Below are 15939 nucleotides of genomic sequence, written 5' to 3' on the forward strand. Positions count from 1 at the left end.
GTTTAATTTTTGAAAAGCTAAACGTTAGCTTTACTTAATTCAGATGAGAATATCATTAATTTTACTAGTAAATAAGCTATAATCCTATATTGTGTACTAATGAATTCTGACTAATAACTAAATTAATAATGAAGTGAGGAGTCACTGGTGAAGTATCAAGAAAACCAAAAATATTTAAGTTTAAAAATAAAAAAAGCTAGAAGATTATTTATTTTAAGTTGTGAAATTGTAGTTTTCAATTGTTTGAGTATTTTGCCAGTAATGGCGGCGACTGAAGAACCCGTATTGAGTGTAGTGTATGGCCAAGAAAATGCAAATCAATGGAGAGGGATAAGCGATCGCTTACAGACAATAGGGATGAAATATTGTGTAATTTCCCTAAGTGATGTCAAGAGTGGGGCAGATTGGGGCGATCGCCGGGTCTTATTTTTACCAAACGTCGAGACATTAACACCAACTCAAGCGATCGCTCTAGAAGACTGGATGAGTAGGGGAGGGCGTTTGATTGCTAGTGGGCCTGTAGGTAGTTTGTCATCGCCAGGAGTACGGCAGTTATTGCGATCGCTCTTGGGAGGTTATTGGGGATTCAGCCTTAGCGACACAGAACAGATTCAAGCTGCAAAAACCAGGATTCCAGAATGGACAAATCAAACTGGACTCTTTGGTAAAGTGCGCGGCGGCGTTGTGATTCCTAACGATATGGGCACTGAATCTCCTGTTGTTTGGAATTCCAAAGATAATCCGGCTGCAGTAGTGACGACTGAGCGTTCTACCTTTTTAGGCTGGCGCTGGGGAACAGATACAGCCTCAGCAGCCGAGTTAGATAATGCCTGGTTAAAAACTACTATCAATCACTATTTGACAGCACTAGCGCCATCAAATCGCAGCAAAAAAATAGCAGGAGGTTCCCAAAGCTGCTCTACGACTGTGGCAGCTGCACCCTTAGTGCAGGGGAGCAGAGAGGCAGGGGGGCAAAGGGGTAGTTCATCTTCCTTATCTCCCTCATTCACTCCTCCTAAAACTGTGACTGCTCCCATACCTAGACCGTTGCCTATGGTCAAACCCCCAAGTTCTCAGGAGGCTATTGACCAATTAGAACAAGCAGTGCGTTTGGATGTTGCACCCAACTCCAATGAGCCGATTGATAAGAATCAAGCGATCGCTCTCCAGCAAGAGCTAGAAAATCTGATTGGTCGGGTGGAAAGCGCTCATTTAGCGGTGTTAGCCGATGCGGCTAATGTTGGTGAAGTTATATCTGAGGAAAAGCAGTCTTCTAGGCATTTGCACACTTACACTCCTCAATCTCTCAAAGAGCAGCCAACACAATTGGCCTCAACCAAACTGGGGGCGCTAGCCATGAGTAATGAGCAAGCTTTGGCACAAGCAAGGCTAATTGCCAAAAATTTACCCCAATTGATTGCTCAAAAAAACTATGCTCTAGCTCGTCAGCAATGGCTGGCTGCTAAAACGAGTTTGTGGCAGCAGTTTCCTATTGATCGCAGACTGGCTCAACCAGAAATTCGGGCAATTTGGTTAGATCGGGGGACAATTGTTCGTGCTGGTAGTAAAGCGGGACTAGCCCAGATTTTTGATCGCCTCGCCCAAGCCGGGATTAATACCGTCTTTTTTGAAACTGTTAACGCTGGCTATACAATTTATCCGAGCCAAGTCGCAAAAGAGCAAAACCCATTAATTCGTGGGTGGAACCCATTGGAAGAAGCTGTGAAACTAGCCCATGAGCGTGACATGGAATTACACGCTTGGGTGTGGACTTTTGCTGCTGGCAATCAACGTCATAATGAAATTCTCAACCTTAATTCTAATTATCCAGGGCCAGTACTAGCGGCTCATCCAGATTGGGCAAACTACGATAACCTTGGCAACATGATTCCCGTTGGTCAGACTAAGCCATTCTTCGATCCAGCCAACCCTGAAGTGCGGCAATACTTGCTCAAGCTGTATGAGGAAATTGTCACTAAATACAACGTGGATGGTTTACAGCTAGACTACATTCGCTACCCTTTCCAAGACCCATCTGCGGGTCGAACTTATGGCTATGGCAAAGCTGCAAGAGCGCAATTTCAGAAACTTACTGGTGTAGATCCAGTGAATATTTCTCCTAGCCAAGCAGACTTGTGGCAAAAATGGACAACATTTCGCACCGAGCAAGTTGATAGCTTTGTTGCCCAAGTATCACAGCAGTTGCGACAAAAGCAACCGAATTTGATTTTGTCGGTTGCAGTATTTCCTTTGCCGGAAATAGAGCGGATTCAGAAAATTCAACAAAATTGGGAAACTTGGGCAAGGCGGGGAGATGTAGATTTAATTGTTCCCATGACTTATGCTCTGGATACTTCTCGGTTTCAACGACTGGCGCAACCTTGGATTGCCTCAAAACAATTAGGAGCTACCTTGTTAGTGCCGGGAATTCGCTTACTTTCTTTGCCAACGATTGGGGCATTCGATCAACTCCAGTTGGTAAGGGACTTGCCAGTTAGTGGTTATGCACTCTTTGCTGCCGAGAATTTTAGCAACGATCTCCAAAAACTCTTTAGTCGCACCCAAGGTAGAATTCAATCCACAACTAGTGAACCGATTCCTCAACGCCAGCCTTTTCAAACTGCTGCTATCCGTTACACCGCGCTACAGCGGGAATGGAAATTTGTTTTCCAAAATGACCAACTCCAGAGGTCTGCTAAGAAAATTTCAGATTTTAACAATCAGGCAGAAGTTTTACGCAGTGCTTTAAATCAGCTTGCGGCTTCCCCTTCTGCTAATAAGTTACTTGTAGCAAAAGCCTCTCTAACTCGGTTCCAGTCTCAATTTCGAGTATTGATGAGCCAAGAAATTAAGTCGAATTCCTATCAAGTCAAAGTTTGGGAAAATCGCCTCGTAACTATAGAAAGGCTATTACGTTATGGCGAACGGCGAGTGCAGTTGCGTCCTTTGTAAAGAGATAGAGGGGCGAGAAGCAGGGGGACAAAGGAAAATTAATTATTAAAGAATTTTTTTCCTTGTCCCCCTTGTTTCTTCACAATACCCAACTAGCTGGATATAAGCTAGTTTGTAATTCTTAACACACTGTTTGTAGTGTTTGTATCCCAAATATTACTACTTGTTTAGCGTCAAAATATTGGAAAATACTTAGATAACTATTATTTGATGATAGCTATCGTTAAAATCTATGCAAGCGTTACCTTAGCTCATTTAGCTACAAGGCTTAGAGTTAATAATTGACTGTTTGTCACTGATGGTTATGTCAAAAACATTACTATTAAATTAGATGCTATGTATATAACTAGCTGCGCTTACGCACTAATGTAGCATGGGGTAAAAGTATTTTGTTTTTTTCATCTTTGCAGGTAGTAAGGTACTTCACTAAGCATGATACAGTAATGCTTGTAGCTTCTGGAAATAGCTGTGAAAACAGCCAATATTTTTGAAGTTATGTATACCTTATTTATGACATCGAACGTGTCAGAATTTTGGAAAAAGCCTCAGTGCTATCACGTTTATATCAGCAGGAATTATAACTACTACTATTTATAGATAACCAAGATAATATTGTCGGTAATATTACTCCTGAAAGTATCAATCAAGCACTAGCACAAGAAACAGAGAAAACTAGATGTAATCTAGTATTGGTTCCTTTGAGGTACAATATCATATTCTCGCAGAGAGACAGTTACTCAAGTCCCAATGGTTACTAGTACGCGTTATAGTACGTAAAGCTACGACAGGCAAATACACTCACTTCATTGAAGTTTATGAAGAAGATTTGGACTTCTACCGTAAGTCTAATAGGGTCATGCAGACCAATACGCCCAAATATCACATAATCATGGTTGATTATTGGTCAATTAGAAGTGGAAAAATTAGAGTATAAACCAACATCCTTCAATTTGCTTGAACATAGCCGATGATCGCCAGAACAAATACAGAGGAATCTGGGCTATCGACGCTTGATTTTTTCACCAGTCAATATAATAAATTTGTAACCTACTGCATCGATGAAAAATTTCTGGCACACATTTTGTTTGACTAACTTTTTTTCAAATTCGATTAAATTTTTTCAGATAATAGCATTTTCAAGTTTAATTTACTTAGTCAAGATAGACGATCCTTATTTAAAATTCCAGATGGGCAAATTTTTCTTTTCAAAGAAGATATAAAAGATATTCTTGAATTATTTTATCGTATTATAAATGGTGTTATTATACTAAACACGTAATGAAAAATGACAATTTAAAACAAGTGTATATATCTACAAAGTTAAAATATTTATGACAAATACCGTTATATTTGTCATAAATATTACTGAATTGTGCCGTTAAATAATAGAATATAAATATGAGGTAATTTATGCCAAAAATATTAATAATAGAAGATGAGGAAGCAGTCCGGGAAAATATTTTAGATTTGCTAGAAGCTGAGGATTTTCAAACTATTGCTGCGGCTAATGGCAGAATCGGGGTAAATTTGGCTATCTCCGAAGTTCCTGATTTAATTCTTTGTGATATGATGATGCCAGAAATTGACGGTTATGGCGTGCTAACAGCATTACGCCAAGATCCATCAACGGCAACAATTCCCTTCATCTTTCTCACTGCCAAATCTGCCAAATCTGACTTTCGTCAAGGTATGGATATGGGTGCAGATGATTATATAACTAAGCCATTCACTCGATCTGAGTTATTAAGTGCCATCATGAACAGGTTGGAAAAATACGCGACTTTAAAAAGGTATTTATCTCCTCAGACTGTAATTAATAACTTGTCTCCAAAAATGCAGTTGTTAGAAATTAGCTTACACCGAGCTATAAAACAACATAATTTTCAAGAATTTGAAATTTATTATCAACCAATAGTCGATATTGCATCTGGAAAAATAGTAAGTGCTGAAAGTTTATTGCGTTGGCAAAGTCTAGAATTAGGAATGATTTATCCAACAGAATTTATACCGTTGGCAGAGTCTACAGGTTTAATTGTTCCGATTGGGAAATGGGTATTAAAAAAGGTATGTCAACAAATTCAAAGCTGGCGCAATGCCGGAATTCGTTCCTTGATTGTTGCTGTAAATCTATCAGTAATTGAATTTAATCAACCAGATTTTATTCATAATGTAGTCAATTTTATATCTGTCAATAATTTGGAACCAGATGACCTAGAGCTAGAACTTACTGAAAGTATGATTATGCAAGATGTAAATAGTGCGATCGCTACTATGAGCAAATTGCAATCCTTGGGTGTAAAAATTGCGATCGATGATTTTGGTACGGGTTATTCTTCTTTGATTTACCTGAAAAACTTACCAATTAATACATTAAAAATAGACCGTTATTTTATCCATAATGTTGCTAATGATCCGCAGAAGTCAGCCATAACCAAGGCATTAATACAAATGGCTCATAATCTCAATCTAGATGTAGTTGCTGAAGGTGTAGAGACGGAAGTAGAACTGGATTTTCTACGCCAACACAACTGTAATTCTATGCAAGGTTATCTATTTAGTCGTCCCTTAACAGCAGCAGAATTTGAATATTTTTTGTTCACTAATTAAATGCTTGTATGTGTAAATATTGGGCATTGGGCATTGAGAATAGAATTTAGTTACTAATGCTTTATTTTTGAATTGTTAATAGGTTGACTAATTAAGAAAAATCAAACTTTTGACAGGTGACAATTATTAAGTCTCAAGTCTAGAGTAAGAAAGTTGTGTATCATGTCTACAACCATGAAATTCCCTGCGCGTTTCTTGCTGCTAGTTTTTTTAATGACCTTGGCAGTAGCCTGTAACCAGACTCGCGCTAACTCAGATAATCCTACACCTCAAAAATCTGTACCTTCTGCCCAACTGACACAGAATCCTACAGAGCCAAAAAATATTGTCCGTACTGAAGCAATTTCACCTACACCCATCCGAATCAATCTGAAGAATTTACCAGCACCCTTCGCAACAGAAAGTGCCTCCAAGCAGCCTGAAGTTGTGCCTATTCCCCAAAATCCAGTGCTGCGTGTACCACCAGGCTTCACAGTAAATGTCTTTGCTGAGGGTTTAGATGCCCCACGCTGGCTAGCTTTAACCCCCAATGGTAATGTCTTGGTAACTGAAACCGGGCAGAATCGCATTCGTCTGTTGCGTGACAGCAATGCTGATGGTGTGGCCGACGTTCGAGAAACCTTTGCTAGTAAGGAAAACGGACTCAATAGACCCTTTGGGATGGCTTTTGCAGGTAATTCCTTTTTTCTGGGGAATACAAATGCTGTGGTGCGTTTTCCCTATACTCAAGGTCAAAATAAGATTACAGGTAAGGGAGAAAAAATTGCCGACTTGCCTTCTCAAGGTTATAACAATCATTGGACGCGCAATGTCGTTGTCTCACCCGATCGCAATAAATTATATATTTCAGTTGGCTCGGGAACCAATGTAGATGAAGAACCCTTACCACGGGCTTCGATACAAATGATGAATTTAGATGGTTCCCAACAACAAACTTTCGCTTCCGGCTTGCGTAATCCTGTTGGTTTAGACTTTCATCCTGTCACAAAAGAACTTTACGCCACTGTCAACGAACGGGATGGAATTGGTGATGATTTGGTGCCAGACTATCTGACACGCGTTAAACAGGGGGCATTTTATGGCTGGCCTTATGCTTATCTAACACCAAACAACCTCGATCCGCGCCAAAAGACAGATGACAAAACTAAACGTCCCGATTTAGCAGCCCGGACTCAAACGCCTGATGTGCTGTTCCAGGCGCACTCAGCAGCATTGGGCTTGCAGTTTTATGATGGTAAAACGTTTCCAAAAAAATACCAGAATGGTGCTTTTGCTGCTTTTCGTGGTTCTTGGAATCGCGATCGCGGCACCGGTTATAAAATTGTATTTGTTCCCTTTGATGCTAAAGGGCGATCGCAAGGCTACTACGAAGACTTTCTCACCGGATTTTTGCTAAATCCTTCTGTACCAACCACTTGGGGACGACCTGTAGGTTTACTCGTGTTACCAGATGGCAGTCTACTACTGACAGAAGAAGCCAATAATCGGATTTATCGAATTCAATATACGGGAGAGTGAACAATTTAAAATTAATAAATTCGGGGATAGAATCTGTTAGCTGCGATCAAATTAGAGCAGTTGTCATTATTTATAGAAAGTTAAGATGTTCTGACTACATTTTTGTACCCAGGTTTATCTCGTTTAGGGTAAATTACTGATAAATACTAATACTTATCTGGTTGAAAAATTGATTATGACTCCCAATGAAAATAATACTCAGTCAAATATCAACGAATTGTCTGCACATTCAGGTACACGATATTGGGGTGAGGTGGAGGTAATCGAAGAGGGAGAAACTTATAGAATTAGTCGTGTTGAAATCAAGCCCAGGCACGGCATTAAACCACAAATTCATTATCACCGCAATGAACATTGGGTTGTAGTTTCCGGTGTGGCAAAGGTGACTTGTGGCGATGCAGAAATATTACTCAATCGAAACGAATCAACTTATGTCCCCTCAGCAACTCTACATAAAGTAGAAAATCCTGGACATATCCCGCTAATTATTCTAGAAATTCAAAATGGTGAATATTTGGGTGAGGATGATACTGAGCGCCCTTATGACTTAAATTTAGTCTAGTTTCCGGTGCGAAACTAAATTTCCAAAAAATTAAGAATACGGATTTAAGATGTTTCCAGGAACTAAAACCTTGGTTTTTAAGCTTTATAGAATGAGCCTTCTGAGTTTTGCACTCCTGACTAGTCTAATCTGTAGCTGAAGTCTCTAAGGGCTGGGGGGACGGAGGAGTAGGAGAAGAATAATGCCCAATGCCCGATGCCCAATGTTTAATCAAAACCACCCTTCTTGTTCCAGGGTTTCAATTAGTTGCAAGCCACGTGGGTCGCCTACTCCTAACAGTGAGGCTTTGGCGTCTTCCCGGACTCCCAAATCTTCGTCTTCGGCAAAGGCTTGAATTAGGGCATCGATCGCTGTGGCATAAACTACATTTGAAGGTAGTTCACGGCACAGTTGACCAATTGCCCAAGCACTGTTACTCCGCACTGCTGCTACGGGATCTTGGACTAAAGCTTCGATTAATGGTGGTATTGCCCCTATAACTGCTTCATAACCCACCTCTGCCATCTGTGCTAAGGCGCTAGCAGCCCACAAACGCACTGCGGAAATGTCGGTTCTTAAAGCGTCTGCCAAAGGTGCTAAAGAACGGCGATCGCGACAGTTTCCTAAAGCCCAAACAACACCTTTACGCACATAGCCATTCCAATCGCTGTTTAGTTGAGTAATTAACGGACTCACTGCCTCTGAACTGGGATTGCGTCCGATGCCATAAGCTGCACTTACCCGCACTAAGGGACAGGTATCAGTTAACAGGCGAATCAGATGGGGGGTAGCACGTGCATCTTCAATATCACAAAAAGCACGTGCCGCTAACATTCTTTGCTGGGGCTGGGGATTTTCCAGCAAGGCTAGCATCACTTCTGGATCTGGCTTTGCCACAACGGATTCGGCAGTTAGCGGCTCTATTTTATCTAAGGGGCTTTCTAGCTCCTCCTCAATATCGAGTAAGCTTAGATCATCTTCGTCATACATAATTTGATTTCAATCCCGAAAAGGGATTAACACATAATCCCCTGCGCTAATAAGTTAAGGCTTTATATATATTAGTTGGGTTCTTATACATTTTCCTTTCTTCCTCGTTGAGTTTGATCCAAACGAGAACCTTTATAACTCAGACGCTACAGTATAGTTATGTTATCGCTATGCTTGAGTTTATTTTTCTGCACTCAGGAATTTTACCATCCAGAGGGATTGGGTTTGATAACCTAAATGATTATAAAGATTCAATGCAGGTTTGTTGGATTGAAACACTTGCAGGCCAATTTGGCGATCGCCTCTTTGAATAGCCCAATTTTCCACATATCGCATCAACGCTGTACCAATACCCCGTCGCCGATGTTCTGGTACAACGTAGAGGATAAAGATATGAGCATGACGGTGCCCATGTACTTGATCGATAGCATTACCTACCCAGAGGCAAGCGATGGGGGGCAGAGGGGCAGAGGAGAAAGATTCTTTATTACTCCCCTGTTTCTCCTCCTCTTCTACCCACCACAAAGGCGTATCGCTAGAAAAGTATTGCTTAACTGTTTGCTCTAAATGGGAAAAATCTTCATTGGCAAATAGATCCTGGTAAGTTCGCTGCATGAATTTAAGCAGTAGCGATCGCTCCAAAAGGGAGCCACGGCGAATAATATATCCAGGTAGTAGTTGTTCAGACACTTGAATACGTTTATTGACTTAGCTAGCTTGCGTTATCTGCTGCTGGAGGTAAATCAGTTGTAGTAGGTTGAGAAGTTACCTCTACCTCTTCAATTGGTGCGGGTGCTGCCATATCGGACGGTAAAAAGATCCGAGCGCTGACTGCAACTAGGGCAAAAACAAACACTAGTACTACAAGCAGTGGAGCGATATATTGACGAAAAATAGCCATATTTTAATTGCAAGAAGCTAGGAATATTTTATGAGAACCTAGCTGAAGATTTGTAAAGTATTCTTGATTTATTTTAGCAATTTTCTGTGCATGGGCATTGGGCATGAAGAAGAGACAAGGTAGATAAGGAAGAGGGGGGAGACAAGGTAGAGATTTGTTTAATAATTCCCCTTTGTCCCCCTTGTCCCCTACTCCCTTACTCCAGCTAGCGATCGCTCTCCAAGTCATCAAGTACTCTCTCGCAATACCAATTCTCTGGCATCCCAGGATAAGTCTCTTTTGCCTGTGCAATTAACCGTTCGGCAGCAGCAGTGTCACCAGATAATTTAGCAATTAGCCTATTTTTGAGATAGCTATCAGATAAACCCTCCTCAACCTGGGTTGGTATCCCTTGATTAATGGTTGATGGAGTTGATGGGCGGGACTGCTCTCTTCGCAATTGCCAAAATAAAACGTAATAAAGCGTACCAAAAATTAAAATTAGACTGAGTGTTCCGAAAAAAGTTAGGAGGTTAAATGCTAGAAATCCTAAAACTAACTGTGAGAGAACATACCCAAGTAATAAACCAGTGAGTAAGAGAATAAATGTGCCGACAGCAATAACTACTTGATTCCCCATATATCCTCGTCTTCATTCTCTAATCCTGGTCTGGATAATACTACCACTGGCTTTGGATTCCAAGGTGCAAAGAATGGCAATAATAATAATCCCGGTAAAGCAGCTATTGCTGTCAGTAGAAAGAATGTAGACCAGCCGGTGGTTTGTGCCCATGTACCTGCTGGAGCCGTAAGAATATCTCTACTAAAAGCCTGCAAACTGGAAAGTAAGGCGTACTGTGTAGCTGAAAAGCTTTGGTTACAAAGACTCATCAAAAATGCTACAAAAGCAGCTGTTTCTAAACCGGCACAGAATTGTTCTATATTGACGGCAGCTAACATTAGATAAAAGTTTTTACCTATTACTGCTAACGCAAAGAAAGCCAAGTTGCCGACAGCTTGCATGATGGCGAATATCCAAAGCGATCGATTAACACCAATTTTGGTCATGACTGCTCCTGCTGCCAAAGTGCCAACAATAGTGGCGAAAATTCCCAATGCACCAGGAAATGCGATATCGGTTTGAGTGAAATGTAAGCCTTTATCTAACAAAAATGGGGTGGATACATTCTTCAGTAAAGAATCCCCCAACTTGTAGATTACAATGAATATTAGGATTAAAAGTCCTTGTAGCCAGCCACGACGCTGAAAAAATTCAATAAAGGGTAATTTGACTGCGGCATATAAAGTTTGAGGCGGGCGATCGCGTAGGACTGGTTCTGGTGAAAAAATAGAAGTTACCAGTCCTACGAGCATCAGCAGCGACATCAACAAGTAAACAGCTTGCCAAGGCATTCTGTCTGCCAAAAATAAGGTGACATAACCGGTTATTAGAATGGCAACGCGATAACCCAATAAATAAATAGATGCTCCAGCACCTCTTTCTTCTACTTCCACTACATCAGTGCGATAAGCATCAACTAAAATGTCTTGGCTGGCGCTCAAAAAAGCAACGGTAACAGCAGCAATTATTAAAGGTTGTAACCCTTGGGATGGGTGTTGTACAGCCATTGCAGCTATACTTAATAGTAATGCTACTTGTGTAATTACCAGCCAACCTCGACGCCGCCCCAAAAAAGGTGGTACAAATCTATCTAATAAAGGCGACCAGAGAAATTTTAAAGAATAGGGCAGCTTGACTAAACTAAAAGCGGCGATCGCTGCCAAGCTGATTCCTTCTTTGGTCAACCATGCTTGTAATGTTTGACTAGTTAAATATAACGGCAACCCTGATGAAAAGCCAAGAAATAACAAAGCTCCCATCTTCCGGCTGCCAAAAATTTGTAGCAGCGAATTATTTACTTGCACAATCTTGAAGATTCCTTTTTATTTAATTGAATTGGAGTTATCTTGCCATAAGTACTGTCTAATTTCCTGTAAGCACACAAACTTGCTAAGATTTACTTTATTTAAGATACATATCAGCAATACTCTAACAGTGTGATTATTCCTTAATTTTCCTTAATTGAATAAACCTGATGTGCCCTGATTTTTACCCCGTGGGCAGCGAGGCATTTTTCCCAACCTTCACGAGTGCCGATGTCGCTTTTGTCCTTGAGCAGCTGTAATTCCTGTTCTTGTTGGGTGAGTTTAGCAAATTCTTCGTAACGAGGATAGGTGCTGGTAACAAATGTTTCCTTACGGTGTAAAATCGGCGGATTTGCCCTATTTTCGTAGTCTCGATGAGTTATAAAGAGCGTTTTTAAATCAATACCGATACTGGCTTTTAACGCCGGGTGCGGATCGGTGTCGAATTCCGGGTAAGACAGATAGGATATTTGCGGCTTATCAGTGTGATATTTGATTAATGTGGCTTCATCGACACGCCCAATGGTACGGCTAGCGCAACCTTCACAAATTCGGAGTATGGGGTCAAGTGCAGCAAGTGCCGAAACATGGACATACAGCGCACTGCGCGTATGTTTACCAATTTTGCTTTTTTCACACGCAGTTTGAATCACCCCAGGTTTACCTAAGCTGAAAAGCTTTTGATCGGCTACTTGACAAGCTTCTTCATAGCTACTAAAAAAGGCTTTAATATCGTGCCGCATTTCTGGGGGTAACTTTTGCCATGCAGGGCGTCGATCAAAGTGAGTGAGGGCGAGATAAACTTGGATATCTAGAGAACGACGGTAAGCGATCGCATCCCATTCTTCTTCATCAGTGGCTTGCAAAACTACCCCAAAGGCGCGGCGAAAATTACCAAATTCGCTCAGTAATTCCTGTTCATTTTCCAATTCGCCTTTCACAGGTAGTCTACCGCGTTTGGTAAAAAAAGCCATGAGTGGTTGCAGCTGTTCTTGATAGTCCTCAAACCGCTTAATGGGGATGCGGACTCGAGGTGTAGAAGTGGTAGAAAAGAAGCGGATAGCTTTGAAACTTTCTTTTTCGGCTTCATCTCGAAAAACAAAGTAGACACCTAAAGCGATCGGTACTGCATCGACATTTAGCACCTCATCAATATAAGTTTTGAGTTCTTCTTGTTGGTAATATTTCTGAAAAGTATTGCGGCGCGTCACAATGCCATCATTGTAAGCAAGTTGAGTTTTGCTGGGAGCGTTAATTAGTATTTGAGCCGCGACAATTAAAACTTTGCTGGTGAGTTCCCAAGCTTGGCAAAGGCTTTGACGGCGTTCTTCTGAGTCTTCAATGACGTTGAGGACGTAACCCAAATTTACCACATCGGCGGAGGTGCGTGGGACATCGGGATAGTAGTAAGGGTCCCAGCCTGCACTGGTGTAGCCTAAGTTTTTTACTTGCTCGACATCACCACCATAGCCGCAACCGTAATCAAAAAAAGTGGTGTCTGGATTCAGGATTGCCCATTCTATTGCCAATCGCACGGGGCGAGATATGTCAGTGCGAGCGATCGCAGCTCTATGACGCTCGATTTCTAGCGCTTCAGGCATAATATTATTTGTCAGTTAACAGTGAACAGTTAACAGTCAACTAATATCCTTTCAATTTTTAATCGCCAGTTCAATTAAATCTTCAATTTTCTTGATATTTGGATCGCCTGCTAAGTAGCCAATACCGCGATGTAGATGTAAGCGGAATTGGGTGGCGAGGGTTTCTTTATCAGTGGGATAGCCGTCATTGTGACAGCGTTGCTTGAGGGCGAGGAGGAGTATATCGGACATTTCGCCGCCAAAGACGCGCCAAGTCATTTCGACGTTGCTATCTTGGGGAATTGGGACGGGGGACGGTGGAGTTGATTCTGCCAGGGAACGACAAAATGCCCAACGGCATAGAATATTCCATTGGTCGATTTTGGTGCTACGTTTAAGTTTGGTAAGTTGGTCTTTAGCTGTTTGGGAGAGACGAATACGTTCTATTGGTGATTCCATAATCTTTCTAAAAATTGAGCTACCATAATTTTTTAATAATATCTACTACCAAAAATATCCTGATTGTATGGTTGTTTGGCGGCTCGTAGAGTCATATTTGAGAAGATATTCACGGGCGATCGCTTCGTTTTCTCGCAGCGTTTCTACTTCCTTTTTGCCAATTTCAGTATCGGTAGATAACAAAATTACTTGATGGCTGGCGGATGGAAAGTAACGTTCAACTAAGTTGCTGCGGTGAGAAGAGTCTAGTCTACCTAGCGGCGTATCGATTGCTACTGGTAGGCGGTGGCCGGAGACTTTGGCTAAACCCCAGAGGAAGGCGATCGCTAGTAGTTGTTTTTCGCCAGCAGAGAGACGATGTTTAGGGACTGGTTTACCATTGAAATCATACAAGTAAAGTCCAAAAGTATTGCTATCAATGGCAATACGATGCACTAAATCTGATTTGTGGAGGAGATAAAGGAAGCGATTTTTAACTTCTTCCTCTAATTTATTGAGCTTTCTGAGGGTTAGTTTTTCCCGGAAAACCTTGAGTGTTTCTTGAACTTTCGCCACAGAGGTAATAATATGATCTTTATTTTTACGTTCAATATTTTCTACAGTATATTCTTGTAATTCTTTTTTGGTCTTGTCAAGTGTAGTTGCTAACTCAGCTAACTTTTGACGAGTTATCTCATAATTTACTTTAGCTTCAGAAACTTTATTTTGTGCTTCTTCCACAGCTTCGCGCAGTTTTTTATATGCTTCTGGTTCTGCTGCTGTTTGCACTTGTCTTGCTAAATTGATAATTTCTTCTTCTAAATTTTTGAGAATATTTAATTTTTCTTTGGCAGTATTTAAAGCATTTTGCAAATAATATCTTATATTATCTAGTTGACTCAAATTTTCCTCATCAGCTAATAACCAAGGTAATTCTGATTGGTAATTGGCTGTATATAAACTATCAATATCTTTAGCTAAAAAAGAGTTGATTTTCTCAACTTTATCAGAAGCGATCGCTAATTCACTTAGCCAGTTGAGTAAGCGTTTGTCTCGTTCAAGTAAAACATCTCTAGCTAACTGTACCTGTTGATAGCGAAATTCATTTGCTCCCTGTGCTTGTACTTGATTCAGTAAATTATAAATTAGCTCTAAAGGTAGCACATCAGCAGCTAATTCACACATTGACTGCCGAATATTTTCTGCTGCGGCAGTTTTCTCTTTTTGTTGTTGTTCTAATTGATTGCGTTCAGCAGCGATTTTACCCCCTTGTAAAATGAATTTATCTAAGACTTCTCGCTGTATAGTTTCTAATTTTTCAAGTTGATTTTTTAAATCGGCTAATTTTTCTTCTATAACTAGGTAATCTTCTTGCTGCTGCGTTAACCTTTTTTCAATTTCTTCTATATTAGCTAAATCTTTAGTGTCAGCCATTTCTTTACGTTTGCGGTTGACTAAAATATCCAAATCAACTGCTAAACGATCAGATAATTCTAGCCCTAAAAGTCCGCGAATAGCTTCAATTACAATTAGTGGTGGTGATTCCTGTTCTGCAAGGTTTCTTACTTGTTCACCATCAAAGAGAAATAAATTAGAAATTCCTAATGGTAACAGATTTTCTATATAGTCATCCCAAGTATTCACCAAAGAATCAACAGGCCAAGTATCATCATCGCCTAAAATTCCCAAAGAATCTTTACCATCTTTAGGATTTTTTTCCCAAGTTCTGACAATCCGATATTTTACTGGTTTATCATCTTCTATGTGTTCAAAAACTAATTCAATCCGGGTTTTTTCGGCAGGATTAGCTTTACTATTAACACATTGGTTCAAAAAATCGCTATAACTCAAATTTCCACGGGTAGAACATTGAGCGCGATGTCCATAAAGAGCTAGGCGAATAGCATCCATCAGCGTAGTTTTTCCCCCGCCATTCATCCCACCTAAAAGGATAATTGGGCGCGGATTTTCATCTTTTCTTGGGTCAAGATTGATTACTTGTCTTCCAGAGTAAGGGCCAAAGTTTTGTAGTACAAGTTCAAGAAATATCATTGATATTTAAGAATAAAATATATGGCCAATGGAATTCACCCAACATTGTCCCGTTATTTTTATAGGGTGTGCATTGCCCACCCTACCATATTTTTTACTAGTCGAATTACAGTCACGTTGTCATAATGTGCCTAGTTAAGATACTCATCACTTCTCCAGGGTTGGGACTAGGTAATAAAGGACTCCATTCATTAACTTGAGCAAAACCCAGCTTGTAAAGGGTGAAAATTGTGTTATTAACACCTGTTTTAGAACCATAAATTACTACTTTTACAGACTCTCTCCTTGGTGTTGTTTCTTGAGATTCGTTGGCACAAACAAGCGGCGAGGTGGTTGAAAAGGTCTCTGCCAAAAAGCTTTTAGTCATTGAAATTTACCTGATTGTTGGTGAGATACTCTGTTACTATTAGGTAACATAACTATCTTACACTTTTAGTTACCAATAGGTAACATTT

Annotated in this window: 13 protein-coding genes; 4 read left to right on the forward strand and 9 right to left on the reverse strand. The window is 40.5% G+C overall.

What is annotated here, in order from left to right; all coding sequences use genetic code 11:
* Positions 1–147 precede the first annotated feature (147 nt).
* The 4 genes from V7K89_RS14605 (at position 148) to V7K89_RS14620 (ending at position 7639) form a co-directional block, all read left to right on the forward strand.
* Positions 148–2952, forward strand: a complete 2805-nt coding sequence (locus V7K89_RS14605) for a family 10 glycosylhydrolase (protein ID WP_442941667.1) — start codon at positions 148–150, stop codon at positions 2950–2952.
* Between the two features lie 1410 nt (positions 2953–4362).
* Positions 4363–5559, forward strand: a complete 1197-nt coding sequence (locus tag V7K89_RS14610; RefSeq protein WP_335188195.1) for an EAL domain-containing response regulator — start codon at positions 4363–4365, stop codon at positions 5557–5559.
* Between the two features lie 174 nt (positions 5560–5733).
* Positions 5734–7077 (forward strand): PQQ-dependent sugar dehydrogenase, encoded by a 1344-nt coding sequence (locus V7K89_RS14615; protein WP_335188277.1) that lies wholly within the window; start codon positions 5734–5736, stop codon positions 7075–7077.
* Positions 7078–7252: 175 nt separating this feature from the next.
* Positions 7253–7639, forward strand: a complete 387-nt coding sequence (locus tag V7K89_RS14620) for a phosphomannose isomerase type II C-terminal cupin domain (protein ID WP_335188197.1) — start codon at positions 7253–7255, stop codon at positions 7637–7639.
* Between the two features lie 210 nt (positions 7640–7849).
* Here V7K89_RS14620 and V7K89_RS14625 read toward each other — a convergent pair whose 3' ends face one another.
* The 9 genes from V7K89_RS14625 to V7K89_RS14665 form a co-directional block, all read right to left on the reverse strand.
* Positions 7850–8608 carry a HEAT repeat domain-containing protein gene (locus V7K89_RS14625; RefSeq protein WP_335188199.1) on the reverse strand — a complete coding sequence of 253 codons (759 nt, stop codon included), beginning with the start codon at positions 8606–8608 and terminating at the stop codon, positions 7850–7852.
* A gap of 180 nt (positions 8609–8788) precedes the next feature.
* A complete protein-coding gene (locus V7K89_RS14630) occupies positions 8789–9298 on the reverse strand; it encodes a GNAT family N-acetyltransferase (RefSeq protein ID WP_335188201.1) in 510 nt (169 codons plus the stop codon).
* Between the two features lie 22 nt (positions 9299–9320).
* A complete protein-coding gene (locus V7K89_RS14635) occupies positions 9321–9509 on the reverse strand; it encodes a hypothetical protein (protein ID WP_335188203.1) in 189 nt (62 codons plus the stop codon).
* Positions 9510–9714: 205 nt separating this feature from the next.
* A complete protein-coding gene (locus V7K89_RS14640; protein ID WP_335188205.1) occupies positions 9715–10128 on the reverse strand; it encodes an ABC transporter permease in 414 nt (137 codons plus the stop codon).
* Complete coding sequence (locus V7K89_RS14645) at positions 10113–11414, reverse strand: AmpG family muropeptide MFS transporter (RefSeq protein WP_335188207.1); 1302 nt, start codon at positions 11412–11414, stop codon at positions 10113–10115. Before V7K89_RS14645 ends, V7K89_RS14640 begins: the two co-directional genes overlap by 16 nt.
* A gap of 143 nt (positions 11415–11557) precedes the next feature.
* Positions 11558–13015, reverse strand: a complete 1458-nt coding sequence (locus V7K89_RS14650; RefSeq protein WP_335188209.1) for a DNA phosphorothioation-associated putative methyltransferase — start codon at positions 13013–13015, stop codon at positions 11558–11560.
* Positions 13016–13066: 51 nt separating this feature from the next.
* Positions 13067–13453 (reverse strand): DNA sulfur modification protein DndE, encoded by a 387-nt coding sequence (gene dndE, locus V7K89_RS14655; RefSeq protein WP_335188211.1) that lies wholly within the window; start codon positions 13451–13453, stop codon positions 13067–13069.
* Positions 13454–13498: 45 nt separating this feature from the next.
* Positions 13499–15484: a DNA sulfur modification protein DndD gene (gene dndD, locus V7K89_RS14660; RefSeq protein ID WP_335188213.1), complete on the reverse strand. Its 1986-nt coding sequence runs from the start codon at positions 15482–15484 to the stop codon at positions 13499–13501.
* Positions 15485–15596: 112 nt separating this feature from the next.
* On the reverse strand, positions 15597–15851 hold the full coding sequence (locus tag V7K89_RS14665) for a hypothetical protein (protein WP_335188215.1): 255 nt from the start codon (positions 15849–15851) through the stop codon (positions 15597–15599).
* Positions 15852–15939 lie beyond the last annotated feature (88 nt).

This window comes from Nostoc sp. (assembly GCF_036917515.1).
Taxonomy (GTDB): domain Bacteria; phylum Cyanobacteriota; class Cyanobacteriia; order Cyanobacteriales; family Nostocaceae; genus Nostoc.